At 59.7% G+C, this 24,873-nt stretch carries 25 protein-coding genes and 1 tRNA gene; 3 read left to right on the top strand and 23 right to left on the bottom strand.

The annotated features are described in order from the left end of the window. Positions 1 to 2: 2 nt before the first annotated feature. The 10 genes from rpsS to rpsL form a co-directional block, all read right to left on the bottom strand. Entirely contained in the window at positions 3 to 281 is a 279-nt protein-coding gene (gene rpsS, locus QA644_RS06095; RefSeq protein WP_007531666.1) for a 30S ribosomal protein S19, read from the bottom strand. 15 nt (positions 282 to 296) lie between these two features. Then, complete coding sequence (gene rplB, locus QA644_RS06090; protein WP_074067598.1) at positions 297 to 1,133, bottom strand: 50S ribosomal protein L2; 837 nt, start codon at positions 1,131 to 1,133, stop codon at positions 297 to 299. Between the two features lie 11 nt (positions 1,134 to 1,144). Next, positions 1,145 to 1,438, bottom strand: a complete 294-nt coding sequence (locus QA644_RS06085; protein ID WP_022718390.1) for a 50S ribosomal protein L23 — start codon at positions 1,436 to 1,438, stop codon at positions 1,145 to 1,147. After that, positions 1,435 to 2,055, bottom strand: coding sequence for a 50S ribosomal protein L4 (rplD, locus tag QA644_RS06080; RefSeq protein WP_022718391.1), 621 nt, complete (start codon positions 2,053 to 2,055; stop codon positions 1,435 to 1,437). The genes QA644_RS06085 and rplD overlap by 4 nt, the downstream gene beginning before the upstream one ends. A 12-nt stretch (positions 2,056 to 2,067) precedes the next feature. After that, positions 2,068 to 2,709 (bottom strand): 50S ribosomal protein L3, encoded by a 642-nt coding sequence (rplC, locus tag QA644_RS06075; protein ID WP_022718392.1) that lies wholly within the window; start codon positions 2,707 to 2,709, stop codon positions 2,068 to 2,070. A gap of 34 nt (positions 2,710 to 2,743) precedes the next feature. Further along, entirely contained in the window at positions 2,744 to 3,052 is a 309-nt protein-coding gene (gene rpsJ, locus QA644_RS06070; RefSeq protein WP_003547547.1) for a 30S ribosomal protein S10, read from the bottom strand. Positions 3,053 to 3,311: 259 nt separating this feature from the next. Then, positions 3,312 to 4,487: an elongation factor Tu gene (tuf, locus tag QA644_RS06065; protein ID WP_074067586.1), complete on the bottom strand. Its 1,176-nt coding sequence runs from the start codon at positions 4,485 to 4,487 to the stop codon at positions 3,312 to 3,314. Between the two features lie 68 nt (positions 4,488 to 4,555). After that, positions 4,556 to 6,655, bottom strand: coding sequence for an elongation factor G (gene fusA, locus QA644_RS06060; RefSeq protein WP_239599252.1), 2,100 nt, complete (start codon positions 6,653 to 6,655; stop codon positions 4,556 to 4,558). 29 nt (positions 6,656 to 6,684) lie between these two features. Further along, positions 6,685 to 7,155 carry a 30S ribosomal protein S7 gene (gene rpsG / locus QA644_RS06055; protein WP_022719192.1) on the bottom strand — a complete coding sequence of 157 codons (471 nt, stop codon included), beginning with the start codon at positions 7,153 to 7,155 and terminating at the stop codon, positions 6,685 to 6,687. Between the two features lie 76 nt (positions 7,156 to 7,231). Further along, positions 7,232 to 7,603 carry a 30S ribosomal protein S12 gene (gene rpsL / locus QA644_RS06050; protein WP_022719193.1) on the bottom strand — a complete coding sequence of 124 codons (372 nt, stop codon included), beginning with the start codon at positions 7,601 to 7,603 and terminating at the stop codon, positions 7,232 to 7,234. Between the two features lie 501 nt (positions 7,604 to 8,104). On the opposite strand from rpsL, the gene QA644_RS06045 reads away from it, so the two are divergent. Together QA644_RS06045 and QA644_RS06040 are read left to right on the top strand one after the other, a co-directional pair. Continuing rightward, complete coding sequence (locus QA644_RS06045; RefSeq protein WP_074060952.1) at positions 8,105 to 8,398, top strand: transcriptional regulator; 294 nt, start codon at positions 8,105 to 8,107, stop codon at positions 8,396 to 8,398. A gap of 4 nt (positions 8,399 to 8,402) precedes the next feature. Then, positions 8,403 to 8,834 carry an NUDIX domain-containing protein gene (locus tag QA644_RS06040; protein ID WP_283072336.1) on the top strand — a complete coding sequence of 144 codons (432 nt, stop codon included), beginning with the start codon at positions 8,403 to 8,405 and terminating at the stop codon, positions 8,832 to 8,834. Here QA644_RS06040 and QA644_RS06035 read toward each other — a convergent pair. From QA644_RS06035 to QA644_RS05985, 11 genes are all read right to left on the bottom strand, one after another. Continuing rightward, the gene (locus QA644_RS06035) at positions 8,831 to 9,064 is read right to left on the bottom strand and encodes a hypothetical protein (protein ID WP_283071463.1); all 234 of its coding nucleotides are present in this window, start codon (positions 9,062 to 9,064) and stop codon (positions 8,831 to 8,833) included. The genes QA644_RS06040 and QA644_RS06035 overlap by 4 nt on opposite strands. Before the next feature lie 155 nt (positions 9,065 to 9,219). After that, the gene (gene rpoC, locus QA644_RS06030) at positions 9,220 to 13,431 is read right to left on the bottom strand and encodes a DNA-directed RNA polymerase subunit beta' (protein WP_074060950.1); all 4,212 of its coding nucleotides are present in this window, start codon (positions 13,429 to 13,431) and stop codon (positions 9,220 to 9,222) included. A gap of 189 nt (positions 13,432 to 13,620) precedes the next feature. Then, positions 13,621 to 17,763 (bottom strand): DNA-directed RNA polymerase subunit beta, encoded by a 4,143-nt coding sequence (rpoB, locus tag QA644_RS06025; protein ID WP_283071461.1) that lies wholly within the window; start codon positions 17,761 to 17,763, stop codon positions 13,621 to 13,623. 257 nt (positions 17,764 to 18,020) lie between these two features. Then, positions 18,021 to 18,404, bottom strand: a complete 384-nt coding sequence (rplL, locus tag QA644_RS06020; RefSeq protein WP_022719200.1) for a 50S ribosomal protein L7/L12 — start codon at positions 18,402 to 18,404, stop codon at positions 18,021 to 18,023. Between the two features lie 58 nt (positions 18,405 to 18,462). Further along, positions 18,463 to 18,981, bottom strand: coding sequence for a 50S ribosomal protein L10 (rplJ, locus tag QA644_RS06015; RefSeq protein WP_022719201.1), 519 nt, complete (start codon positions 18,979 to 18,981; stop codon positions 18,463 to 18,465). Positions 18,982 to 19,307: 326 nt separating this feature from the next. Further along, entirely contained in the window at positions 19,308 to 20,000 is a 693-nt protein-coding gene (gene rplA / locus QA644_RS06010) for a 50S ribosomal protein L1 (protein ID WP_039844633.1), read from the bottom strand. Between the two features lie 4 nt (positions 20,001 to 20,004). Then, positions 20,005 to 20,436 carry a 50S ribosomal protein L11 gene (rplK, locus tag QA644_RS06005; RefSeq protein WP_022719203.1) on the bottom strand — a complete coding sequence of 144 codons (432 nt, stop codon included), beginning with the start codon at positions 20,434 to 20,436 and terminating at the stop codon, positions 20,005 to 20,007. Positions 20,437 to 20,612: 176 nt separating this feature from the next. Further along, positions 20,613 to 21,143 (bottom strand): transcription termination/antitermination protein NusG, encoded by a 531-nt coding sequence (gene nusG, locus QA644_RS06000; protein ID WP_022719204.1) that lies wholly within the window; start codon positions 21,141 to 21,143, stop codon positions 20,613 to 20,615. Positions 21,144 to 21,160: 17 nt separating this feature from the next. Beyond that, complete coding sequence (gene secE / locus QA644_RS05995) at positions 21,161 to 21,361, bottom strand: preprotein translocase subunit SecE (RefSeq protein ID WP_039844632.1); 201 nt, start codon at positions 21,359 to 21,361, stop codon at positions 21,161 to 21,163. Between the two features lie 188 nt (positions 21,362 to 21,549). Then, a tRNA-Trp gene (locus QA644_RS05990) sits at positions 21,550 to 21,625 on the bottom strand. Positions 21,626 to 21,768: 143 nt separating this feature from the next. Next, the gene (locus tag QA644_RS05985) at positions 21,769 to 22,662 is read right to left on the bottom strand and encodes an NAD(P)-dependent oxidoreductase (protein WP_283071458.1); all 894 of its coding nucleotides are present in this window, start codon (positions 22,660 to 22,662) and stop codon (positions 21,769 to 21,771) included. Here QA644_RS05985 and QA644_RS05980 point away from each other — a divergent pair. Continuing rightward, entirely contained in the window at positions 22,661 to 22,987 is a 327-nt protein-coding gene (locus QA644_RS05980) for a hypothetical protein (RefSeq protein ID WP_283071456.1), read from the top strand. The genes QA644_RS05985 and QA644_RS05980 overlap by 2 nt on opposite strands. Before the next feature lie 8 nt (positions 22,988 to 22,995). Here the strand turns inward: QA644_RS05980 and tuf (QA644_RS05975) are convergent, their stop codons facing one another. Both tuf (QA644_RS05975) and QA644_RS05970 read right to left on the bottom strand, forming a co-directional pair. Further along, entirely contained in the window at positions 22,996 to 24,171 is a 1,176-nt protein-coding gene (gene tuf / locus QA644_RS05975) for an elongation factor Tu (RefSeq protein WP_074067586.1), read from the bottom strand. A 328-nt stretch (positions 24,172 to 24,499) separates the two neighbouring features. Continuing rightward, positions 24,500 to 24,802 carry a hypothetical protein gene (locus tag QA644_RS05970; RefSeq protein ID WP_074067585.1) on the bottom strand — a complete coding sequence of 101 codons (303 nt, stop codon included), beginning with the start codon at positions 24,800 to 24,802 and terminating at the stop codon, positions 24,500 to 24,502. Positions 24,803 to 24,873: the final 71 nt, after the last annotated feature.

The raw sequence follows: 24,873 nt of genomic DNA, 5'->3' as shown, positions 1-24,873 counted from the left end.
TGTTACTTCCTCTTTGCCTTCTTGTCCGCACCGTGACCGTAATAGGTCCGGGTCGGAGAGAATTCACCGAATTTGTGACCGACCATGTCTTCATTGACGCTGACCGGAACATGCTTGCTGCCGTTGTAGACGCCGAAGGTGAGACCGACGAACTGCGGCAGGATCGTGGAGCGACGGCTCCAGATCTTGATTACTTCTGCACGTCCGCCTTCACGAACCTTCTCAGCCTTCTTGAGAAGATAGCCGTCAACGAACGGACCTTTCCATACTGAACGAGCCATTGGAGACTTCCTCTCTTACTTCTTACGCTGATGACGCGAGCGCATGATCATCTTGTCGGTCGACTTGTTCGACCGGGTGCGCTTGCCCTTGGTCGGCTTGCCCCACGGGGTAACCGGATGACGGCCACCCGAGGTGCGGCCTTCACCACCGCCGTGCGGATGGTCGACTGGGTTCATGACGACGCCGCGGTTGTGCGGCTTCTTGCCACGCCAGCGCGAACGGCCGGCCTTGCCATCATTGATGTTGCCGTGGTCCGGGTTGGAAACGGCACCGATCGTCGCCAGGCAGGTGCCGTGGACGAGGCGCTGTTCGCCCGAGTTCAGGCGAAGGATCGCCATGCCCTGGTCGCGGCCGACGAGCTGTGCGTAACCGCCAGCCGAACGTGCGATCTGACCGCCCTTGCCCGGCTTCATTTCCACGTTGTGGATGATGGAGCCGACCGGGATGAACTGAAGCGGCATGGTGTTGCCCGGCTTCACGTCGACGGCCCTGTCGGAAGCGATGACCTTGTCGCCGGCAGCGAGGCGCTGCGGAGCGAGGATGTAGGCCTGTTCGCCGTCCGTGTAGGTTACGAGCGCGATGTATGCCGTGCGGTTCGGGTCATATTCGATACGCTGGACCGTGCCCTCGACGTCAAACTTGCGGCGCTTGAAGTCGACGAGACGATAGGTGCGCTTATGACCGCCGCCCTGGAAGCGGACCGTGATGCGGCCGGCGTTGTTGCGGCCACCCTTGGAAGTCAGGCCTTCCGTCAGCACCTTGACCGGCTTGCCCTTCCACAGGCCAGAACGGTCAACGATGACGAGCTGGCGCTGGCTCGGGGTCGTAGGATTGAATGTTTTCAATGCCATTTTCTTATTCCTCAGAGACCGGTGGAGACGTCGATCGTCTGGCCTTCAGCCAGCGTCACGACAGCCTTCTTCACGTCCTTCTGCTTGCCTACAAAACCGCGGAAACGCTTGGTCTTGCCCTTGCGGAGCAGAGTGTTGACGGCCGTGACCTTGACGCCGAAGAGCGCCTCGACTGCAGCCTTGATTTCCGGCTTCGTGGCCGCCTTGGCGACGTTGAAAACAACCTGGTTGTTTTCCGATACCAGCGTGGACTTTTCGGTGATCGCCGGCGAGACGATCACATCGTAGTGGCGAAGATCGGTCACTTGAAACGCTCCTCTAGAGCTTCAACGGCAGCCTTGGAAAGCACGAGCTTGCCGCGGCGCACGATGTCGTAAACGTTGATGCCCTGGATCGGCAGAACATCGATGTTCGGGATGTTCTTTGCTGCAAGCTTGAAGTTGCCGTCAAGCTCAGCGCCGCCGATGAAGAGCGCATTGGTCAGGCCCAGCGTCTCAAAAACGGATGCGAGAGCCTTGGTCTTTGCTTCAGCAGCGACCAGATTGTCGATGACGATGACGTCCTCGGACTTGAACTTGGCCGACAGAGCGTGGCGCAGGCCGAGAGCGCGAACCTTCTTCGGAAGGTCGTGCTCGTGGCTGCGGGCGACCGGGCCGTGAGCCTTACCGCCGCCGCGGAACTGCGGAGCGCGAGCCGAATGGTGACGAGCGCGGCCCGTACCCTTCTGCTTGTACATCTTGGCGCCGGTACGCGAAACGTCCGCGCGGCCCTTTGCCTGGTGCGTGCCCTGCTGCTTCTTGGCAAGCTGCCAGCGGATGACGCGGGCAAGAATGTCTTCGCGGGGCTCGAGGCCGAAAATCGCGTCAGAGAGAGAAACCTTCCCTGCGTCTTTTCCCTCGAGGGTCTTGACGTTGAATTCCATTGGTCCGGCTCCTTACTTCGCTGCCGACTTGACGGCATCGCGCACGATGATCCAGGCACCCTTGGAACCGGGTACTGCACCCTTGATCAGGATCAGACCGCGATCTTCATCGGTCGAAACCACTTCCAGGTTCTGAGTCGTTACGCGCGTCTGGCCCATGTGACCAGCCATCTTCTTGTTCTTGAAAACCTTGCCTGGATCCTGGCGCGAACCCGTCGAACCATGCGAACGGTGCGAAACGGACACACCGTGCGTGGCGCGCAGACCGCCGAAGCCGTGGCGCTTCATGGCGCCGGCAAAACCCTTACCGATGGTCGTACCCGTCACGTCGACGAGCTGACCTGCAGCGAAGTGACCAGCCTTGAGCTCGGTGCCGACCTCGAGCAGGTTGTCTTCCGAAACGCGGAATTCTGCGAGCTTGGCCTTCGGCTCGACGTTGGCGACAGCAAAGTTGCCGCGCATCGCCTTGGACGTGTTCTTAACCTTCGCCTGGCCAGCACCGAGCTGAACTGCGGTATAGCCATTCTTTTCTACAGTGCGCGTAGAAACGACCTGGCAGCCTTCCATACGCAATACCGTTACCGGGACATGCTCGCCGGCGTCGTTGTAGACGCGGGTCATTCCCACCTTCTGTGCAATCACACCTGAACGCATCGGTTCAATCCTTCCAAATCCGCTCGAGCCAGGCTCAGAGCTTGATCTCAACATCGACACCGGCGGCGAGATCGAGCTTCATCAGCGCGTCCACCGTCTGCGGGGTCGGGTCTACGATGTCGAGGAGGCGCTTATGCGTGCGCATCTCGAACTGCTCGCGGCTCTTCTTGTCGATGTGCGGGGACCGGTTGACCGTAAACTTCTCGATGCGGGTCGGAAGCGGAACGGGGCCCCGGACACTAGCTCCGGTGCGCTTCGCCGTCGACACAATCTCGCGCGTGGAAGCATCGAGAATTCGGTGATCGAACGCCTTCAGGCGAATGCGGATATTTTGGCCGTTCATTCGACGTTATCCTTGTGTTTGTTCTTCGCGTGCCAGCAAAACGGCACGGGCTGTTCTTCTTTTCCTAAGGCGGACCACCGGTTTCAAAGATCGAAGGGGACACCGAAAACGATGTCCCTTTCCAGTCTCCAGGCCTTAAGGCCCACCTTATCTGTTCATTGCCTGCCTCGAAGCCGAAGCAGACGCAAATCGCGCTCGCGCGCCATTTGCTACATTTTTATGTCATAAGCAAGCGGCCCTCGGCCGCTTGCTTAAAAGATTACTCTACGATCGATGCAACGATACCGGCGCCGACGGTGCGGCCGCCTTCGCGGATGGCGAAGCGCAGCTTTTCTTCCATGGCGATCGGCACGATCAGCTCGACGTCAACCGTGACGTTGTCGCCCGGCATCACCATTTCCGTGCCTTCCGGCAGCGTCACGATGCCCGTCACGTCCGTCGTGCGGAAGTAGAACTGCGGACGGTAGTTGGTGAAGAACGGCGTATGACGGCCGCCTTCTTCCTTCGTCAGGATGTAGGCTTCAGCCTTGAACTTCTTGTGCGGCTTCACCGAACCCGGCTTGCACAGGATCTGGCCACGCTCGACGCCGTCGCGGTTCACGCCGCGGATCAGTGCGCCGATGTTGTCGCCGGCCTGGCCCTGGTCGAGCAGCTTGCGGAACATTTCAACGCCGGTCACCGTCGTCTTCGAGGTCGGGCGGATGCCGACGATCTCGACTTCTTCGCCAACCTTGACGATACCGCGCTCGACGCGGCCGGTCACGACCGTACCGCGGCCCGAGATCGAGAACACGTCTTCGATCGGCATCAGGAACGGCTGGTCGATCGGACGCTCAGGCGTCGGGATGTAGGCGTCGACCTGGGCCATCAGCTCGCGGATCGCGTCTTCGCCAATCTTCTTGTCGGAATCTTCAAGAGCAGCCAGCGCCGAACCCTTGACGACCGGGATGTCGTCGCCCGGGAAGTCGTAGGACGACAGCAGTTCGCGCACTTCCAGCTCGACGAGCTCGAGAAGCTCGGCGTCGTCGACCTGGTCGACCTTGTTCAGGAACACGACGATTGCCGGAACGCCCACCTGGCGGGCGAGCAGGATGTGTTCGCGGGTCTGCGGCATCGGGCCGTCGGCAGCCGAGCACACCAGGATCGCGCCGTCCATCTGTGCGGCACCGGTGATCATGTTCTTGACGTAGTCGGCGTGGCCGGGGCAGTCAACGTGCGCGTAGTGGCGGGCAGCCGTCTCATACTCGACATGCGCCGTCGAAATCGTGATGCCGCGAGCCTTTTCTTCCGGCGCAGCGTCGATCTGGTCATACGCCTTGAACTCGCCGAAGTACTTCGTGATCGCCGCCGTCAGAGACGTCTTGCCGTGGTCAACGTGGCCGATCGTGCCGATGTTAACGTGCGGCTTGTTGCGCTCAAACTTGCTCTTTGCCATTTTCGGCTCTCCATTCTGCTAGTCCCCGAAGGGATCTAATTCTTGTTATCGGTCAATTGGTATTCCGGTCACTTCTGACCGGAATACTTTGCCTGGATTTCAGTTGCGACGTTCGACGGGACCGGCGCGTAGTGATCGAAGGTCATCGTGTACTGAGCGCGGCCCTGCGACATGGAGCGCAGGTTGTCGACGTACTTGAACATGTTCGCCAGCGGAACGTTCGCGTTGATGACGACAGCGATGCCGCGGCTCTCCTGGCCCTGGATCTGACCACGGCGCGAGTTCAGGTCGCCGATGACGTCGCCGACATAGTCTTCCGGCGTCACGACTTCGACCTTCATCATCGGCTCGAGCAGCTGAGCGCCAGCCTTCTTTGCTGCCTCACGGAAGCAAGCGCGGGAGGCGATTTCGAACGCCAGGACCGACGAGTCGACATCGTGGAAGGCACCGTCGATCAGCGTCGCCTTGACGCCGAGCATCGGGAAGCCTGCGAGAGGACCGGAGGTCAAAACGCTTTCGATACCCTTCTGAACGCCCGGGATGTATTCCTTCGGAACAGCACCGCCGACGATCTTGGACTCGAACTTGAAGTCGTCGCCTTCTGGGTTCGGTTCGAAGATGATCTTGACGCGCGCGAACTGGCCGGTACCACCGGACTGCTTCTTGTGCGTGTAGTCTTCTTCGTGCGTCTTCGTGATGGTTTCGCGGTAGGCAACCTGCGGCGCACCGACGGTTGCTTCAACCTTGAACTCGCGGCGCATGCGGTCAACGATGATGTCGAGGTGAAGTTCACCCATGCCGGCGATGATCGTCTGGCCCGATTCCTGGTCCGTCTTCACGCGGAAGGACGGGTCTTCGGCAGCCAGGCGGTTGAGCGCGAGGCCCATCTTTTCCTGGTCGCCCTTGGTCTTCGGCTCGATGGCGATCTGGATGACCGGCTCGGGGAATTCCATGCGCTCGAGGATAACCGGCTTCAGTGGATCACACAGCGTATCGCCAGTGGTAGTTTCCTTGAGGCCTGCGAGAGCAACGATGTCGCCGGCGAAGGCTTCTTCGATGTCTTCACGCGAGTTGGAGTGCATCTGCAGCATGCGGCCGACGCGCTCGCGCTTGTCCTTGACCGTGTTCATGACCGACGCGCCCTTCTCGAGCTTGCCGGAATAGATGCGGGCGAAGGTGAGCGAACCGACGAAGGGGTCGTTCATGATCTTGAAGGCGAGCATGGAGAGCGGCTCGGCGTCATCGGGGTGACGCTCGATTTCAGCTTCCGTCTTCACGTCGATACCCTTGATCGCCGGAATGTCGAGCGGCGACGGCAGGTAATCGACAACTGCGTCGAGCAGCGGCTGAACGCCCTTGTTCTTGAAGGCAGTACCGCAGAACATCGGATGAAACTTGACGTCGATGGTGCCGCGGCGAACGAGCGCGCGGATCTGATCGTTGTCCGGCATGTTGCCTTCGAGGTAGGCTTCCATTGCGGCTTCGTCGATCTCAACAACCGTCTCGATCAGCTTTTCGCGATATTCTTCAGCCTTGGCCTTCATGTCTTCCGGGATTTCGACGACGTCCCACTGTGCGCCGAGAGACTCGTCGCGCCAGATGAGAGCGTTCATCTCGATCAGGTCGATAACGCCCTTGAACTCGGTTTCTGCGCCGATCGGCAGCTGCATGACGACAGCCGTCGCGCCGAGACGGGTCTTGATCATCTCGACGGAGCGGTAGAAGTCCGCACCGGTCTTGTCCATCTTGTTGCAGAAGATCATGCGCGGAACATGATACTTCTCGGCCTGGCGCCAGACGGTTTCAGTCTGCGGCTCGACACCGGCGTTGGCATCGAGAAGTGCGATGGCGCCGTCAAGAACGCGCAGCGAACGCTCGACTTCGATGGTGAAGTCGACGTGGCCGGGGGTGTCAATGATGTTGAAGCGGCGCATCTTGCCGTCACGGCCCTTCCAGAAGGTCGTGGTCGCAGCGGAGGTGATCGTGATGCCACGCTCCTGTTCCTGCTCCATCCAGTCCATGGTGGCTGCGCCGTCGTGGACTTCGCCGATCTTGTGCGACTTACCGGTGTAATAAAGAATACGTTCGGTGGTCGTGGTCTTGCCGGCGTCGATGTGCGCCATGATACCGAAATTGCGGTAGTCTTCGATTTTATATTCGCGAGCCATTGTGGACTGCCTTTCGATACCGTTCGGAATTACCAGCGATAGTGCGAGAACGCACGGTTGGCATCGGCCATCTTGTGCGTGTCTTCGCGCTTCTTGACGGCACTGCCGCGGTTGTTGGATGCATCGAGAAGCTCGCCCGAGAGGCGGTCAACCATGGTCGTTTCGTTGCGCTTGCGGGCAGCAGCGATCAGCCAGCGAATGGCGAGAGCCTGACGGCGCTCCGGACGGACGTCGACCGGGACCTGGTAGGTCGCACCACCGACGCGGCGCGAGCGGACTTCGACGTGCGGGGCGATGTTATCGAGCGCAGCGTGGAAAACCGCAATCGGCTCCTGCTTGGACTTGCCCTGCACGACGTCGAATGCGCCGTATACGATGTTTTCAGCAACGGACTTCTTGCCGTCGAGCATGATGGCATTCATGAACTTCGTGACAACCAGATCGCCGAACTTCGGGTCCGGGTTGATCTCGCGCTTTTCTGCTCTGTGACGTCGGGACATACTTCTCGTCTCTTCAACTGTTAAGGCGCTTTACCACGCGGAGAACCTCGCGCAGCGCCGGAAAACCAAAACCGAATTACTTCGGACGCTTCGCACCGTACTTCGAACGGCGCTGCTTGCGGTTCTTGACACCCTGGGTATCGAGAACGCCGCGGATGATGTGGTAACGGACACCCGGAAGGTCCTTCACGCGGCCGCCACGGATCATGACGACGGAGTGTTCCTGAAGGTTGTGACCTTCGCCGGGAATGTAACCAATGACTTCGAAGCCGTTGGTGAGGCGGATCTTGGCAACCTTACGCAGAGCCGAGTTCGGCTTCTTCGGCGTCGTGGTGTAGACGCGGGTGCAAACGCCGCGCTTCTGCGGGTTTTCCTGCAGCGCAGGAACCTTGTTACGCTTTACACTTGCCTGGCGAGGCTTGCGGATCAGCTGGTTTACGGTAGGCATTCAACCATCCCTTACGTTTATCTCTCAAACCCTTGCGGGCGTAACTCGCGCCGTCTCCGGCAAGATCACACGGCTGTCGTCAATGCGCAAAATGTGGCCCGATCCGCTTGCGCAGATGGACCACTGAAGGCAGAGGACGCAAAAAAGACATGCGTCATGCGTGCAGGCATCATATCTTCAACGTGCGTTTCGAACCTTGTTTGAGGAGAACTCCAGGACGAGACGCCCCGGACAGCCATGCCTCACATGGGTTCCGATGGCGCGGGTACTACTGGTTTCCCGCTGGTTCGTCAAGGCCGGTTAAGAAATAATCTTCGGCGGATCGCCTTGAAACCCGGGCTGCGTGCGCTCTTTGAAGGCTTTTAGACGCAACGGACACCGCATGCCAAGTTGAACTTGGGCATCGCTGCAAAAACGGATAAGGAATCAGCGATCGCAGGCCGCGCGCCTGTCAAAAACGGATTCGAGTTTCGAATCGCCAGATATCCAAAGGACCGATGAATGATCGAGAAGCCCGACAACGACAATAATTCCGTAGGCCCGATGATCTTCATCATCATCGGCAAGGGCTACGAGTCCGATGGCGCCGAGGGCGTCGACCTGCACGTGATGTTGAAGGCCGCCGATGACGACAGCGCGGTGCGCGAGGCGCTGAACGCCCTTGCCGAAGAGGGCTTCATCGAAGCCGACCTCGATCAGATCGGCATGCTGACCGACGTTCCCGAAGAAGAACCGCATGCCTCGGCGTACCAAGGCGCGCTCGAAGGCGAAGTCGCCATCATCCGCTTCAACTGAAGACATGACGGGGCCGGATGCGCAAAAGGTGCTGATCTACGCCACCTGGCGCGGCCGACTCCTGGTTTTCGACGAGCCGGATTTTCCGGAGATCGAACTGCAGGTTCCGGGCGGGACGGTCGAACCCGGCGAAGACCCTGAGCAAGCGGCAACCCGCGAATTCGCCGAAGAGACAGGTCTTGCGCTGAGCAACACTCTTCGTCCGCTTGCAATCGATGACTACCGCTTCATCAAGAACGGCGCCGCCATCTACCACCGGCGGCATTACTATCATGCCGATATTGGAGGGCCCTACCCCGACACCTGGCTTCATCACGAGATGACACCATTCGGCGGCGGCGGCCCGATCCTGCTCCGCTTTTTCTGGATTGATATCGCAGCAGCAAAGGCCAGGCGCGGGTACGGAATGCAGAATTGCCTCATCCTGCTTCGCTAACCAATCCGAGCTTGGGAAATTACGATCGCTTCATAGTTCATCGCGCTGTTGGAGACGTGCACAATATGCACCTTCCACGAAACGATTATACGGTCTTTCAGCTCGGCAAAAACGTCCTGCCGGTTAAACGCAGCCGGCTTCGAGGTGGCCATCCCGCAGGCCAAAGCGGCATCGAGCAATGCAAGGTGTCTTTTCCTTTCATCGAAAAGCCGCATGCGGTTCCGCGCCATGGGAACGACTTCCGTAAGCTATATGGAGGCGAGCCTATAGTAGTTATCAAGAAAGAATGGAGAACTAATTTCGGCCTCCCCGCCGCCGCGAAACCAAACAAAAAACCGCCCGGATCGCTCCGGGCGGTTTTTCAATTCTGAGTCCGGGCTGCCGGCTATTCGGCCGCCGAAGCGTTTTCGCCGGCCATATCCTGGAGCATCGGGGTTGCGGCATCCGCGCCCGTGCCCTTGCGGCGCTCTTCGAGGATCATCTCATCGCGCGACGTCGCGATGCGGCGGATCGCCGTCATGGTGCCGCCGGTACCGGCCGGGATGAGGCGCCCGACGATGACGTTTTCCTTGAGACCCTGCAGACCGTCAGTCTTGCCGGCGATCGCAGCTTCCGTCAGCACCTTCGTCGTTTCCTGGAAGGAAGCGGCGGAGATGAAGGACGGGGTCTGCAGCGACGCCTTGGTGATGCCCAGAAGAACCGGCTCGCCATAGGCAGGCTTCTTGCCCTGCTCGATCAGGCCGTCGTTGACGTCCTCGAGCTCGATACGGTCGACGTTGTCGCCGACGATATAAGTCGAGTCGCCCGCATCGGTGATTTCCACCTTCTGCAGCATCTGACGGACAATCACTTCGATGTGCTTGTCGTTGATGACAACGCCCTGCAAGCGGTAGACTTCCTGGATTTCGTTGACGAGGTAGGAAGCCAAAGCCTCTACGCCCTTGATCGCCAGGATGTCGTGCGGTGCCGGGTTGCCGTCGAGGATGTAGTCGCCCTTTTCGATATAGTCGCCTTCCTGAAGGTGGAAGGGCTTGCCCTTCGGGATCAGGTATTCGACAGGCTCGACACCGTCTTCCGCCGGCTCGATGATGACGCGGCGCTTGTTCTTGTAGTCGCGGCCGAGGCGGATCGTACCATCGATCTCAGCGATGATGGCATGATCCTTCGGGCGGCGGGCTTCGAAGAGTTCGGCAACGCGCGGCAGACCGCCGGTGATGTCCTTGGTCTTGGCGCTTTCCAGCGGCGAACGTGCAAGCACGTCACCCTGGGAGACCTTCTGGCCCGGCTCGACCGAAAGGATCGCGTCGACCGAAAGCAGGAAGCGGGCATCGCCGCCGCGAGACAGCTTCGCGACATTGCCGCTTGCGTCCTTGATGACGATTGCCGGCTTGAGGTCCGAACCACGCGGGGTCGAACGCCAGTCGATGACCTGACGCTTGGTGATACCCGTGGATTCGTCGGTCGCTTCGAGAACGGAGAGACCGTCGACAACGTCTTCGAACTGAACGGTACCGGCCAGTTCCGTCATTATCGGACGGGTGTACGGATCCCACTCAGCCAGACGCTGGCCGCGCTTCACCTTGTCGCCCTCGTCCACATACAGCTTCGAACCGTAGGCAACGCGCTGCGAGGAGCGCTCAACGCCACGCTCGTCCAGGATCTGGACGGTCATGTTGCGGCCCATGGCAACGAGGATGCCTTCGGAGTTCCGCAGAAGGTTGCGGTTCTTGATCTGAACCGTTCCTTCATACGAGGCTTCCAGGAACGACTGGTCGACCACGGTGGCCGTACCGCCAAGGTGGAAGGTACGCATGGTGAGCTGCGTGCCTGGCTCGCCGATCGACTGAGCCGCGATGACGCCGACCGCTTCGCCCATGTTGACCGGCGTACCGCGAGCAAGGTCGCGGCCGTAGCAGACCGAGCAGACGCCTGTCTGGATTTCGCAGGTCAGTGCCGAACGGATGCGGATCGACTGGATACCAGCCTTTTCGATCTCGACGACATCTGGCTCGAGGATCATCTTGCCGGCATCGACGATGCGCTCGCCGGTGACCGGGTGATCGATGTTGTCGAGTGCCGTACGGCCGAGGATACGTGCGCCGAGCGAGGCAACGACCTGACCGGCATCGACGATGGCGGTCATGGTGAGGCCCTTGTCGGTGCCGCAATCCACGGAGTTGACGATGCAATCCTGCGCGACGTCGACGAGACGGCGGGTCAGGTAGCCCGAGTTTGCCGTCTTCAAGGCGGTGTCTGCCAGACCCTTACGGGCGCCGTGCGTCGAGTTGAAGTACTCGTTGACGGTCAGGCCTTCCTTGAAGTTCGAGATGATCGGCGTCTCGATGATTTCGCCCGAGGGCTTAGCCATCAGGCCGCGCATGCCGCCCAGCTGACGCATCTGGTTCGGCGAACCGCGGGCGCCCGAGTGGCTCATCATGTAGATCGAGTTCATGGGCTTCTGGCGGCCGGTCTTTTCGTCGAACTCGACAGCCTTGATGCGGGCCATCATCTCTTCGGCGACCTTCTCGGTGGCCTTGCCCCAGGCATCGACGACCTTGTTGTACTTTTCGCCCTGCGTGATGAGGCCGTCGTTATACTGCTGCTCGTATTCCTTCACGAGTGCTTCGGTATCGCCGACGATCTTCACCTTGGTATCCGGGATCACCATGTCGTCCTTGCCGAACGAGATGCCGGCGCGGCAGGCATGCGAGAAGCCGAGCTGCATGATGCGGTCGCAGAAAATGACCGTGTCCTTCTGGCCGCAATGACGGTAGACCGTGTCGATCATCTTGGAGATGTTCTTCTTGGTCATTTCCTGGTTGCAGATGTCGAAAGGCACCTTGCCGTTCTTCGGCAGCAATTCGCCGATGAGCAGGCGGCCCGGGGTCGTTTCATAGATCTTGGAGTACGGCTTGCCGTCCTCGCTGATCGACTTGAAGCGGCCGCGGATCTTGGTGTGCAGCGTGACGACCTTGCTTTCGAGAGCATGATGCAGTTCGCCGAGGTCGGAGAAGGCCATGCCTTCGCCCGGCTCGTTCTGGTTCATGATCGAGAGGTAGTAGAGGCCGAGAACCATGTCCTGCGACGGAACGATGATCGGTGCGCCGTTTGCCGGGTGCAGGATGTTGTTCGTCGACATCATCAGAACGCGGGCTTCGAGCTGGGCTTCGAGAGACAGTGGCACGTGGACGGCCATCTGGTCGCCATCGAAGTCGGCGTTGAAGGCCGTGCAAACGAGCGGATGCAGCTGGATCGCCTTGCCTTCGACCAGGGTGGGTTCGAAGGCCTGGATGCCCAGGCGGTGCAGCGTCGGTGCGCGGTTCAAGAGAACCGGATGCTCGCGGATGACCTCGTCGAGGATATCCCAGACTTCCGGCTTTTCCTTCTCGACCAGCTTCTTCGCCTGCTTGACGGTCGAGGAATAACCCTTGGCGTCGAGGCGGGCGTAGATGAACGGCTTGAAGAGTTCGAGCGCCATCTTCTTCGGCAGGCCGCACTGGTGCAGCTTAAGCTCCGGACCGGTCACGATGACCGAGCGGCCGGAATAGTCAACGCGCTTGCCAAGCAGGTTCTGGCGGAAGCGGCCCTGCTTGCCCTTGAGCATGTCGGAGAGCGACTTCAGCGGACGCTTGTTGGCACCCGTGATGACGCGGCCGCGACGGCCGTTGTCGAACAGCGCGTCGACGGATTCCTGCAACATGCGCTTTTCGTTGCGGATAATGATACCCGGCGCACGAAGCTCGATCAGGCGCTTCAGACGATTGTTGCGGTTGATAACGCGACGATAGAGATCGTTGAGGTCCGACGTCGCAAAGCGGCCGCCATCGAGCGGAACCAGCGGACGCAAATCCGGCGGGATCACCGGAACGACCTTCATGATCATCCATTCCGGACGGTTGCCGGATTCCATGAAGTTCTCGACGATCTTCAGCCGCTTCATCAGCTTCTTCTGCTTGAGATCAGACGTGGTGTCGGCAAGCTCGGAACGCAGATCGCCGGCGATCTTCTCGAGGTTCATCGATGCCAGCATCTCGTAGATGGCTTCAGCGCCGATCATCGCCGTGAACTGGTCTTCGCCATATTCGTCGACGGCGAGCATGTACTCTTCTTCCGAGAGGAGCTGATGTTCCTTAAGGGCCGTGAGGCCCGGCTCGGTGACGATGTAGTTTTCGAAATACAGGACGCGCTCGACATCCTTCAGCGTCATGTCGAGCAGCGTGGAAATGCGGCTCGGCAGCGACTTCAGGAACCAGATGTGGGCAACGGGTGCTGCAAGCTCGATATGGCCCATGCGCTCGCGGCGAACGCGCGACAGCGTGACTTCGACGCCGCACTTTTCGCAGATGATGCCCTTGTACTTCATGCGCTTGTACTTGCCGCAAAGGCACTCGTAGTCCTTGATCGGCCCGAAGATGCGCGCGCAGAAGAGACCATCGCGTTCCGGCTTGAACGTGCGGTAGTTGATGGTTTCCGGCTTCTTGATCTCACCGTAGGACCAGGAAAGGATCTTCTCCGGAGAGGCAATCGAAATCCGGATGGAGTCGAAGTTCTGTGCAGGCACCTGCGGATTGAAAAGATTCATGACCTCTTGGTTCATGCCTGTCTCCTTCATGGGCGAAAGCGCCCTTAGCTTGCGATGGTCGGCGGCAAATCCCGGGAGCCGCGCCAACGCTCAAAACGACAATAACCGCACAATGCGGCGGAAACGTCCCTGCCCGGCCAACACATTACGGGGCCATGGCGGGAACGGTGTGCGCCCTCTTAAGGCGCACACCCTATCAAGTGGTTACTCGGCTGCGTCCGGCAACTGGCCCGCCTGCTGCAGATCCTCGACCTTCGAGTTCTCCAGCTCGACGGAAAGGCCGAGCGAGCGCATTTCCTTGACGAGAACGTTGAAGCTTTCGGGAATACCCGCTTCGAACGTATCGTCGCCCCGGACGATGGCTTCGTAGACCTTGGTGCGGCCGGCAACGTCGTCCGACTTCACCGTCAGCATTTCCTGCAGCGTGTAGGCTGCGCCGTATGCTTCCAGAGCCCAGACCTCCATTTCGCCGAAGCGCTGGCCGCCGAACTGGGCCTTGCCGCCAAGCGGCTGCTGGGTCACGAGCGAGTAAGGACCGATCGAACGGGCGTGGATCTTGTCGTCGACCAGGTGGTTGAGCTTCAGCATGTAGATGTAGCCCACGGTCACCTGACGGTCGAACTGCTCGCCGGTACGGCCGTCATACAGCGTCGACTGACCGGAATCCTTGAGACCCGCCAGACGCAGCATCTCGTTGACATCGCCTTCATGGGCGCCGTCGAAGACCGGCGTTGCGATCGAAACGCCGCGCTTCCACTGGTCCGCAAGACGCAGAACCGAGTCATCGTCGAAGTCCTTGACCTGCTCGGCCTTCGGACCGTCGCCGACAACGTCGCCGATCGTCTTGCGCAACGGCTCGATATTGCCGTTCGCCTTGTAGGCTTCGATCAGATCACCGATCTGCTTGCCCATGCCGGCGCAAGCCCAGCCGAGGTGCGTCTCGAGGATCTGGCCGACGTTCATGCGCGAAGGCACGCCCAGCGGGTTCAGAACGACGTCGACATGCGTGCCGTCTTCGAGGAACGGCATGTCTTCGACCGGAACGATGCGCGACACAACACCCTTGTTGCCGTGACGGCCAGCCATCTTGTCGCCCGGCTGGATCTTGCGCTTCACTGCGACGAAGACCTTGACCATCTTCATCACGCCCGGAGGCATTTCGTCGCCGCGCTGGACCTTCTCGACCTTGTCCATGAAGCGCTGCTCAAGGCGCGACTTGGATTCGTCGTACTGGCCGCGGAGTGCTTCGAGTTCGCTCTGGACCTTCTCGTCCTCGACTGCGAACATCCACCACTGCGAGCGGGGATATTCGGAGACCACGGCGTTCGAAAGCTCGGCGCCCTTCTTGAAGCCCTTCGGGCCGGCGATGGACATCTGGCCGCGGAGCATCTCGATCAGACGGCCGTAGACGTTACGGTCGAGAATCGCCTGTTCGTCGTCGCGGTCCTTGGCAAGACGCTCGATCTCTTCGCGCTCGATTGCCATTGCGCGCTCGTCCTTTTCAACGCCGTGGCGGTTGAAGACGCGCACTTCGACGATCGTGCCGTAGGTGCCGGGCGGCATGCGCATCGACGTATCGCGGACGTCGGACGCCTTTTCACCGAAAATGGCGCGTAGGAGCTTTTCTTCCGGCGTCATCGGGCTTTCGCCCTTCGGCGTGATCTTGCCGACAAGGATATCACCCGGCTGAACTTCGGCGCCGATGTAGACGATGCCTGCTTCGTCGAGATTCTTCAGCGCTTCTTCCGAAACATTCGGAATATCGCGCGTGATTTCTTCCGGACCAAGCTTCGTGTCGCGCGCCATCACTTCGAATTCTTCGATGTGGATGGAGGTGAACACGTCGTCGGCAACGATACGCTCGGAGAGCAGGATCGAATCTTCGTAGTTGTAGCCGTTCCACGGCATGAACGCGACGAGCGCGTTGCGGCCGAGAGCCAGATCGCCAAGGTCGGTCGACGGACCGTCCGCGAGAATGTCGCCGCGGTTGACAACGTCACCGACGGTGACCAGCGGACGCTGGTTGACGCAGGTGTTCTGGTTCGAACGCTGGAACTTCTGCAGGCGGTAGATATCGACGCCGGACTTGCCGGCTTCGAGGTCTTCCGTTGCGCGGATGACGATGCGCGTCGCGTCGACCTGGTCAACGACGCCACTGCGGCGGGCGCCGATAGCTGCACCGGAGTCGCGAGCGACGACCGGCTCCATGCCGGTGCCAACGAACGGAGCTTCGGCACGCAGCAACGGAACAGCCTGACGCTGCATGTTCGAGCCCATGAGGGCGCGGTTCGCGTCGTCATTTTCCAGGAACGGGATAAGAGCGGCTGCAACCGAAACGACCTGCTTCGGCGAGACGTCCATCAGGTTCATGCTGTCGCGCGGGGCGAGCATGACTTCGCCGGCGTGACGGCACACGACGAATTCGTCAACGAAGGAACCCTCCCTGTCGAGCTCGGCGTTGGCCTGTGCGACGTAGTACTTCGCCTCTTCCATGGCCGACAGGTAAAGAACATCGTTCGTCACCTTGCCGTCGACGATGCGGCGGTAAGGGCTCTCGATGAAGCCGTACTTGTTGACGCGCGCAAAGGTCGCCAGCGAGTTGATGAGACCGATGTTCGGGCCTTCCGGCGTTTCGATCGGGCAAATACGGCCGTAGTGGGTCGGATGAACGTCGCGGACTTCGAAGCCGGCGCGCTCGCGGGTCAGCCCGCCCGGGCCAAGTGCCGAGAGACGGCGCTTGTGAGTGATCTCCGACAGCGGGTTGACCTGGTCCATGAACTGCGAGAGCTGCGAGGAGCCGAAGAATTCGCGAACGGCGGCAGCTGCCGGCTTCGCGTTGATCAGATCCTGCGGCATGACCGTGTCGATTTCGATCGAGGACATGCGCTCCTTGATCGCGCGTTCCATGCGCAGCAGGCCCAGACGGTACTGGTTTTCCATCAGCTCGCCGACCGAGCGGACGCGGCGGTTGCCAAGGTTGTCGATGTCGTCGATCTCGCCCTTGCCGTCGCGTAGCTCGACGAGCATCTTGACCACGGCTAGGATGTCGTCCTTGCGCAGGACGCGGACGGTGTCTTCGACGTCGAGGTCGAGACGCATGTTCATCTTCACGCGGCCGACGGCGGAGAGGTCGTAACGCTCCGCATCGAAAAACAGCGAGTTGAACATGGCTTCGGCCGATTCCATGGTCGGCGGTTCACCCGGACGCATGACGCGGTAGATGTCGAACAGCGCGTCCTGGCGGTTCTCGTTCTTATCGGCGTTGAGCGTGTTGCGGATGTAGGCGCCGACATTGATGTGGTCGATACCGAGAACCGGGATTTCGTCGAAACCGTTGGCGAGGATGACCGGCAGGGTCTTCTCGTCGATTTCGTCGCCGGCTTCGAGATAGATCTCACCCGTCGAGTAGTTGACGATGTCTTCTGCGAGGTAGTTGCCGTAGAGATCGTCGTCCGTCGCCTTCAGAGCCTTGAGACCCTTGTCGGAAAGCTGGCGGAGCAAACGCGGGGTCAGCTTCTTGCCCGCTTCGACCACGACTTCGCCGGTGTCGGCGTCGACCATCTCGGTGATCGCCTTGGCGCCCTTCAGCGCCTCGGGCTGGAAGGGAATGCGCCAGCCTTCGCCGTCGCGCTTGTAGAGCGACTTCGTGTAGAAGGTGTCGAGGATTTCCTCGCCATCCATGCCGAGGGCCATCAGCAGCGACGACACCGGAATCTTGCGGCGGCGGTCGATACGGGCATAGACGATATCCTTGGCGTCGAACTCGATGTCGAGCCAGGAGCCGCGATACGGGATCACGCGGGCGGCGAAGAGCAGCTTGCCGGAAGAATGGCTCTTGCCCTTGTCGTGGTCGAAGAAGACGCCCGGCGAACGGTGCATCTGGGACACGATCACGCGCTCGGTGCCGTTCACGATGAACGTGCCGTTGTTCGTCATGAGCGGCATGTCGCCCATGTAGACGGACTGTTCCTTGATGTCCTTGATCGACTTCGCGCCGGTATCCTCGTCGATATCGAACACGATGAGACGGAGGGTAACCTTCAGCGGCGCGGCGTAGGTCAGGTCGCGCTGGCGGCATTCGTCGACGTCGAACTTCGGCGGTTCGAACTCATAGGACACGAATTCCAGCATCGAAGCGCCGGAGAAATCCGTGATCGGGAAAACTGACTTGAAGACGGCCTGAAGGCCTTCGTCAGGGCGGCCGCCCTTGGGCTCTTCAACCATCAGGAATTGGTCGTAGGACGCCTTCTGAACCTCGATGAGGTTCGGCATTTCTGCGACTTCGGGGATTTTACCAAAAAACTTGCGTACGCGCCTACGACCGTTGAACGAAAGGGTCTGAGCCATCGTCGCTCCTTCAAAATTGCATCCGGGCCTGCAACGGACGGGAACCGCTGGCCAGGCGATCCCGTCGATCAATGGATAATTCAATCTCGTCCCACTTCCCGAAGCCACATGGCCGGATTGCCCTGCGCTTCGGTTCGAGACCATGCTCTTGAAGAACCCATTACCCAAAAGCCGTTTTCACGCGGCTTTTGGGTAATTCGTTCACAAAAACGGCAAATGGGAGACGGTGAAGACCGCCTCCCAGATGCAGTTCAAGATTACTTGACGTCGGCCTTTGCGCCAGCGTCTTCAAGCTTCTTCTTGATGTCAGCGGCTTCAGCCTTGGAAACGGCTTCCTTGACAGCCTTCGGAGCGGCTTCAACGAGGTCCTTGGCTTCCTTGAGGCCGAGGCCGGTGATGGCGCGGACTTCCTTGATGACGTTGATCTTGTTGGCGCCGGCATCCGTGAGGATGACGTCGAACTCGGTCTTTTCTTCTTCAGCAGCGGCAGCAGCGCCACCAGCACCACCAGCAGCGGCAGCAACAGCTACCGGAGCAGCAGCGGAAACGCCCCACTTTTCTTCGAGAAGCTTGGACAGTTCTGCAGCTTCCAGAACGGTCAGCGAGGAGAGGTCGTCTACGATCTTTGCGAGATCAGCCATTTTATCAGTTCCTTTTGTTCGGTTCGAACCGGTTTTCTATAAACAGCGAAAAACCGCCTTAAGCGGCTTCGTCCTTCTTGGCGTAAGCCGAAAACACGCGGGCAAGCTGGCTTGCCGGTGCTGCAACAACGCCTGCGATGCGGGTAGCCGGTGTCTGGATCATGCCCAGCAGCTTCGCGCGCAGTTCGTCCAACGACGGCAGGGTCGCAAGCGACTTGACTGCATCGGCGTTGAGCGTGGTTGTTCCCATGGCGCCGCCGAGCACAACGATCTTGTCGTTGCCCTTGGCGAAATCCACGACGACTTTCGGAGCGGTGATCGGATCGGCGCTGTATGCAATCAGCGTCTGACCGGTGAAGAGATTGGAAATCCCTTCCGCTTCCGTACCCTGAAGGGCGATCTTGGCCAGGCGGTTCTTCGCGACTCTGACGGTGCCGCCAGCAGCGCGCATCTTCGAACGGAAGTCGTTCATCTGCGCGACTGTAGCACCAGCATAGTGGGCCACGACAACCGAGCCCGAAGCCTTGAAGACTTCGTTCAGTTCCGTGACGAATTCGCGTTTTTCCGCTCTTTCCACTGCCTATCTCCAGTTGGCGGGACCGTGAAACGGACCCACCGGGTTGCCTTTGCCTCCCGGGATCAGAAGCGATCCCAAGCGGCGCTTGAGGATCCTGTCCCCTCGCGCTTCGCGCCAAAAGGCCGAAGGCACAAGGCATCCAAGGCTCGAACCAAATCCATGAAGCTGAGCTTCATCGAAATTCGGGTCTTACCCGTCTCATGCAGGCCGAAGTGATTAAGGGAAAACCACCTGCAATCTCGGACAGGATTCCGGATTTCTCCGGAATATTCCGGCCCCTTTCGAGGCCGGAATTCTTGCCACCGGGCAAAGCCCGATGAAATTCGTTAAGCGGCCGTGACCGACGACGGGTCGATCTTGACGCCCGGGCCCATGGTCGAAGAGATCGCTACGCGCTTGACGTAGTTGCCCTTTGCGCCAGCCGGCTTCGCCTTGATGACGGCATCAGCGAAGGCACGGATGTTTTCTTCCAGAGCCTTTGCATCGAAGGATGCCTTGCCGATGCCGGCGTGAACGATACCAGCCTTCTCGACGCGGAATTCGACGGCGCCGCCCTTGGAGGCCTTGACCGCCCCGGCAACGTCCATGGTGACCGTTCCGACCTTCGGGTTCGGCATCATGCCGCGCGGGCCGAGTACCTTACCGAGACGGCCGACGAGCGGCATCATGTCCGGGGTCGCGATGACACGATCGAAATCGATCTTGCCGCCCTGGACGATTTCGACCAGCTCTTCTGCGCCGACGATGTCAGCACCGGCTGCCTTGGCTTCGTCAGCCTTGGCGCCGCGCGCGAAAACGGCGACGCGAACGTCACGGCCCGTACCGTTCGGCAGGTTGACCACGCCGCGGACCATCTGGTCTGCGTGACGCGGATCGACGCCGAGGTTCATGGCGACTTCGATGGTTTCATCGAACTTGGCGACAGCCCGGTCCTTGACCATGCCGATAGCAAGGTTGAGAGCGTAGAGCTTCGTGGGATCAACACCTTCGTTGATCTTCTTGGTGCGCTTGCCAGCCATGGTCTTAACCTACCACTTCCAGGCCCATGGCGCGGGCAGAGCCCTCGATCATCGCCATTGCACCTTCGATATCTGCTGCGTTCAGGTCCTTCATCTTCGCTTCGGCAATCGCCTTGACCTGAGCCTTGGTCAGCTTGCCAGCGACAGAGCCCTTGCCGGGCGTCTTCGAACCGGACTGGATCTTCGCTTCCTTCTTAAGGAAGTAGCTGACGGGCGGCTGCTTCATCACGAAGGTAAAGGACTTGTCCTGGTAGTAGGTGATGACAACCGGGATCGGCATACCCTTTTCCATTTCCTGCGTGGCGGCATTGAACGCCTTGCAGAATTCCATGATATTGATGCCACGCTGACCAAGCGCCGGGCCGATCGGCGGGGACGGGTTTGCCGATCCTGCCTTGACCTGAAGCTTGAGCTGGCCTGCAACTTTCTTAGCCATAACTCTCTGCCTTTCATTGATGACCGGTTGCCCGGCCAGTGATGCCGGATTTCTCCGGCGGCTGCGGTTGCGTGGTGCGGATTTTAAGGCCCGGCTAAGACCCCTCACCTTCCACGCGATTGGCGGCTATCGCCGCGCAGAAGCCGGTCAGTACCGACCGACTTCCATCTCAAAAATCAGACCTTTTCGACCTGACCGTATTCCAGCTCGACCGGCGTTGCACGGCCGAAGATCGACACTTCCACCTTCAGGCGCGAACGCTCTTCGTCCACATCCTGAACCGTGCCGTTGAACGACGCGAACGGGCCATCGGAAACGCGGACCTGTTCGCCGACCTCGAAGGTAACCGAAGCCTTCGGCCGCTCGACACCTTCCTGGACCTGGCCGAGAATGCGCTCGGCTTCGGAGTCCGGAATCGGAACGGGCTTGTTATCGGAGCCGAGGAAACCGGTGACCTTCGGCGTGTTCTTGATGAGGTGGTAGGCCTCGTCCGTCAGGTTCGCTCGAACCATGACATAGCCCGGAAAGAACTTGCGCTCGCTGTCGACCTTGCGGCCGCGGCGCACCTCAACCACCTTTTCGGTCGGCACGAGGATCTTTTCGAAGAGATGCTCGAGCCCCTTCTGCCTGGCCTTCTCCTCGATGGATTCAGCCACCTTCTTCTCAAAATTCGAATACGCGTGGACGATATACCAACGTGCCGCCATCTTATATCTCCACCCGATCAGTTGCCGGTGTTGAGCACGTAGCTCAAAGCCCAGCCAATCAGCTGGTCAGCAGCAAAGAAAAACAGCGCGGCAAAGACGACCATCACCAGAACCATGATCGTCGAGATCATGGTCTCGCGGCGAGACGGCCAGGTAACCTTGGACGTTTCGGTGCGAACCTGCTGCAGGAACGCAAACGGATTGGATTTGGATGCCATCGACTGCCCACGCAATTACGGCACGTAAAGCTGAACATATCAGCCCCACGCACCGCGTGTCTGTTGAACCCTACATAAACACCGATTCCCAATTGCACAAGAGGAAAACCGACGTCTAGCGAAATTTGCCATAATACCCTCCCCGACGGACCGCTGCGAGAACGTCCGCGCTTTCCCTTCGAAGAAGATGGCAGGGGCAGAGGGGCTCGAACCCCCGACCTGCGGTTTTGGAGACCGCCGCTCTACCAGCTGAGCTATACCCCTTTACGCTTTACATTCAGCCCTTTGACCATGAGGGTCGAAGCGCTTCCTGCAAGCATGGCGCTCCCTTTAAGACGGTGGCACGGGATATGCAAGTGCGATTTTCGATTTTTCCCAATCCGCCATCACCCCGGCATGGCCTACCTTCAGAGCTTCACATATTTGCGCCAGTCGTGCTCTTCCTTGAAGCCGAGGACTTCGCGGATCTTGCGGTTGGAAAGCAGGCCCTCACGCTCCCCGATCTCGCGGGTGAAGGGAACGTTCGGAAAGAAGCGTTTGGCGAGTTCCTTCGACGGCATATTGGCGGTCACGGTATCGTTCACCGCATTGAAGACCTGGAAGCCCAATCCGCTCTTTTCGATACACAGATGGACGACCTGCGCGAGATCGCGGGCGTCGACATAGTTCCACGCATTGCGCCGGCGCGTCTCCGGATTGGCGATGAAGCCGGGAAACCTGTCATATTCATGCGGCTCGATGACGTTTCCGATGCGCAAGGCATAGATATCGGCACCGGACCGCTCGGCGAAAGCGCGCGCCGTCTTTTCGTTCAGCACCTTCGACAGACCGTAGCTGTCCATTGGATCGACGTCGTAGTCCTCCTCCAGCGGAAACTGATGGAAATCCTTCTTTCCCTCCGCGAAGCAGACGCCATAGGTGGTCTCGCTGGAGGCAAGGATGATCTTCCTGACGCCGAGCTTCACCGCTGCCTCGAGGACATTGTAAGTGCCCATCGTATTGATGCGGAACGTCTCGTTGTCCGTCTTGATCAGAATGCGCGGTATCGCAGCGAAATGCACGACAGCCTCGAAGCCTTGGACGCCGTTGCCCGGCTCCAGATCGGGAAGATCGCGATGCATGGACAGCGCGTTGAAGACCTGGCCGCTGTCGGTGATGTCGGCAATCAGGTTGGTGACGCCGGGACTGTCGAGCGGCACCAGATCGACATTGTGAACCTCATAGCCGGCATTCACCAGCCACGGCACGACATGACGTCCGGCCTTGCCCGAACCGCCGGTAAAGAGAATACGCTTCTTCATGAAATCTCCTCCGCATCATGAAATAGAAGGAATAGATAAAGGCTCCACAACAGGGCGCAAGGTGAAGGCGTGGCGATTGAGAAGCCACGGTCAGATTTCGCCTAAGCTGCTTCCAGTTCAGGATTCCGGCCAGCACCTCTTCCAGCGCGCGAGCCTGGATCTTGATGTCGTAGGCCACCTGCATATTCATCCAGAATCCGGCGATGTCTTGAAGGACTTGCCGAACCGAAGAGCCGTATCGGTGCTGATTCGACGTCCAAACGTCAACAATAATGCAACGCAAAAGCCCCGCCGTTTCCAGCGGGGCTCCTTCAATACAAGCTAATCCGAAGATTACTCTACGATCGATGCAACGATACCGGCGCCGACGGTACGGCCGCCTTCGCGGATGGCGAAGCGCAGCTTTTCTTCCATGGCGATCGGCACGATCAGCTCGACGTCAACCGTGACGTTGTCGCCCGGCATCACCATTTCCGTGCCTTCCGGCAGCGTCACGATGCCCGTCACGTCCGTCGTGCGGAAGTAGAACTGCGGACGGTAGTTGGTGAAGAACGGCGTATGACGGCCGCCTTCTTCCTTCGTCAGGATGTAGGCTTCAGCCTTGAACTTCTTGTGCGGCTTCACCGAACCCGGCTTGCACAGGATCTGGCCACGCTCGACGCCGTCGCGGTTCACGCCGCGGATCAGTGCGCCGATGTTGTCGCCGGCCTGGCCCTGGTCGAGCAGCTTGCGGAACATTTCAACGCCGGTCACCGTCGTCTTCGAGGTCGGGCGGATGCCGACGATCTCGACTTCTTCGCCAACCTTGACGATACCGCGCTCGACGCGGCCGGTCACGACCGTACCGCGGCCCGAGATCGAGAACACGTCTTCGATCGGCATCAGGAACGGCTGGTCGATCGGACGCTCAGGCGTCGGGATGTAGGCGTCGACCTGGGCCATCAGCTCGCGGATCGCGTCTTCGCCAATCTTCTTGTCGGAATCTTCAAGAGCAGCCAGCGCCGAACCCTTGACGACCGGGATGTCGTCGCCCGGGAAGTCGTAGGACGACAGCAGTTCGCGCACTTCCAGCTCGACGAGCTCGAGAAGCTCGGCGTCGTCGACCTGGTCGACCTTGTTCAGGAACACGACGATTGCCGGAACGCCCACCTGGCGGGCGAGCAGGATGTGTTCGCGGGTCTGCGGCATCGGGCCGTCGGCAGCCGAGCACACCAGGATCGCGCCGTCCATCTGTGCGGCACCGGTGATCATGTTCTTGACGTAGTCGGCGTGGCCGGGGCAGTCAACGTGCGCGTAGTGGCGGGCAGCCGTCTCATACTCGACATGCGCCGTCGAAATCGTGATGCCGCGAGCCTTTTCTTCCGGCGCAGCGTCGATCTGGTCATACGCCTTGAACTCGCCGAAGTACTTCGTGATCGCCGCCGTCAGAGACGTCTTGCCGTGGTCAACGTGGCCGATCGTGCCGATGTTAACGTGCGGCTTGTTGCGCTCAAACTTACTCTTTGCCATTTGAATGCTTCCTGTGAACGAAATGGGTGACCCCGGCGAGCCGGTTTAGTGCCGCCGTTTAAGGCTTTCGGCGGGATTGCGCAAGACCTAATTGCGAACGCCATTCTTGGCTTGCAAGCGCATATGGGAGACAATTCGCGCCGAGCAAGACGATTCGCCCCGAACCTGGCGAAAATCGTTGAAACCAAGGGGAAAATCTGGAGCGGGCAGCGGTATCGAATGCGTGATCGCGCAGGCACGTCGTTCAAGCTGTCCTGGTCGCGCGAACTCCCAAACGAGCGCGAGCGCTGCGAGCCTTGGCGGCTGGTCGTGTGGCTTAGCTCCAACCCTAATTCGGGATCTTGTTATAAAAAGATTCTGGATCGTAGACGCAGGCATAATCGAGGACGCAGAGCTTTCCACCGGCATCCCGCAAACTGGTCGTCGAGTGCTTGTCCCCCAGCCTGCAGCGCGCCGGCGGATAGCGGAAGCTGCGGCCGCCGATGCCGATTCGGACAAATACCGTTTTGTTTTGCCGGATGAACTGCGCGAGTTCGCCACAGCTGAGATCGCGAGCCCTGACTTCCACGGCCTCGGCGGCAAGGGCGACCGATGGAAGCAAAAATGCAGCGGCCAAAATCACGTTTCGCATGGCACCTCTCAATGGAGGCCAATTAAGCAGCAGTATCCGCGTCATTCAAACAGAAATTTTGCGCCCTCGAA

Origin of the sequence: Rhizobium sp. CC1099 (genome assembly GCF_029714385.1) — a bacterium.
Taxonomy (GTDB): Bacteria; Pseudomonadota; Alphaproteobacteria; order Rhizobiales; family Rhizobiaceae; genus Rhizobium.
This window is presented reverse-complemented; position numbering and strand designations above follow the sequence as displayed.

Excerpts from the sequence above, each read along its gene's own strand:
- rpsS (WP_007531666.1), bottom strand. The coding sequence starts at position 281 with ATGGCTCGTTCAGTATGGAAAGGTCCGTTCGTTGACGGCTATCTTCTC.
- rplB (WP_074067598.1), bottom strand. The coding sequence starts at position 1,133 with ATGGCATTGAAAACATTCAATCCTACGACCCCGAGCCAGCGCCAGCTC.
- rplD (WP_022718391.1), bottom strand. The coding sequence starts at position 2,055 with ATGGAATTCAACGTCAAGACCCTCGAGGGAAAAGACGCAGGGAAGGTT.
- rplC (WP_022718392.1), bottom strand. The coding sequence starts at position 2,709 with ATGCGTTCAGGTGTGATTGCACAGAAGGTGGGAATGACCCGCGTCTAC.
- rpsJ (WP_003547547.1), bottom strand. The coding sequence starts at position 3,052 with ATGAACGGCCAAAATATCCGCATTCGCCTGAAGGCGTTCGATCACCGA.
- tuf (WP_074067586.1), bottom strand. The coding sequence starts at position 4,487 with ATGGCAAAGAGCAAGTTTGAGCGCAACAAGCCGCACGTTAACATCGGC.
- fusA (WP_239599252.1), bottom strand. The coding sequence starts at position 6,655 with ATGGCTCGCGAATATAAAATCGAAGACTACCGCAATTTCGGTATCATG.
- rpsG (WP_022719192.1), bottom strand. The coding sequence starts at position 7,155 with ATGTCCCGACGTCACAGAGCAGAAAAGCGCGAGATCAACCCGGACCCG.
- rpsL (WP_022719193.1), bottom strand. The coding sequence starts at position 7,603 with ATGCCTACCGTAAACCAGCTGATCCGCAAGCCTCGCCAGGCAAGTGTA.
- QA644_RS06045 (WP_074060952.1), top strand. The coding sequence starts at position 8,105 with ATGATCGAGAAGCCCGACAACGACAATAATTCCGTAGGCCCGATGATC.
- QA644_RS06040 (WP_283072336.1), top strand. The coding sequence starts at position 8,403 with ATGACGGGGCCGGATGCGCAAAAGGTGCTGATCTACGCCACCTGGCGC.
- QA644_RS06035 (WP_283071463.1), bottom strand. The coding sequence starts at position 9,064 with ATGGCGCGGAACCGCATGCGGCTTTTCGATGAAAGGAAAAGACACCTT.
- rpoC (WP_074060950.1), bottom strand. The coding sequence starts at position 13,431 with ATGAACCAAGAGGTCATGAATCTTTTCAATCCGCAGGTGCCTGCACAG.
- rpoB (WP_283071461.1), bottom strand. The coding sequence starts at position 17,763 with ATGGCTCAGACCCTTTCGTTCAACGGTCGTAGGCGCGTACGCAAGTTT.
- rplL (WP_022719200.1), bottom strand. The coding sequence starts at position 18,404 with ATGGCTGATCTCGCAAAGATCGTAGACGACCTCTCCTCGCTGACCGTT.
- rplA (WP_039844633.1), bottom strand. The coding sequence starts at position 20,000 with ATGGCTGGCAAGCGCACCAAGAAGATCAACGAAGGTGTTGATCCCACG.
- rplK (WP_022719203.1), bottom strand. The coding sequence starts at position 20,436 with ATGGCTAAGAAAGTTGCAGGCCAGCTCAAGCTTCAGGTCAAGGCAGGA.
- nusG (WP_022719204.1), bottom strand. The coding sequence starts at position 21,143 with ATGGCGGCACGTTGGTATATCGTCCACGCGTATTCGAATTTTGAGAAG.
- secE (WP_039844632.1), bottom strand. The coding sequence starts at position 21,361 with ATGGCATCCAAATCCAATCCGTTTGCGTTCCTGCAGCAGGTTCGCACC.
- QA644_RS05980 (WP_283071456.1), top strand. The coding sequence starts at position 22,661 with ATGAAATCTCCTCCGCATCATGAAATAGAAGGAATAGATAAAGGCTCC.
- QA644_RS05985 (WP_283071458.1), bottom strand. The coding sequence starts at position 22,662 with ATGAAGAAGCGTATTCTCTTTACCGGCGGTTCGGGCAAGGCCGGACGT.
- tuf (WP_074067586.1), bottom strand. The coding sequence starts at position 24,171 with ATGGCAAAGAGTAAGTTTGAGCGCAACAAGCCGCACGTTAACATCGGC.
- QA644_RS05970 (WP_074067585.1), bottom strand. The coding sequence starts at position 24,802 with ATGCGAAACGTGATTTTGGCCGCTGCATTTTTGCTTCCATCGGTCGCC.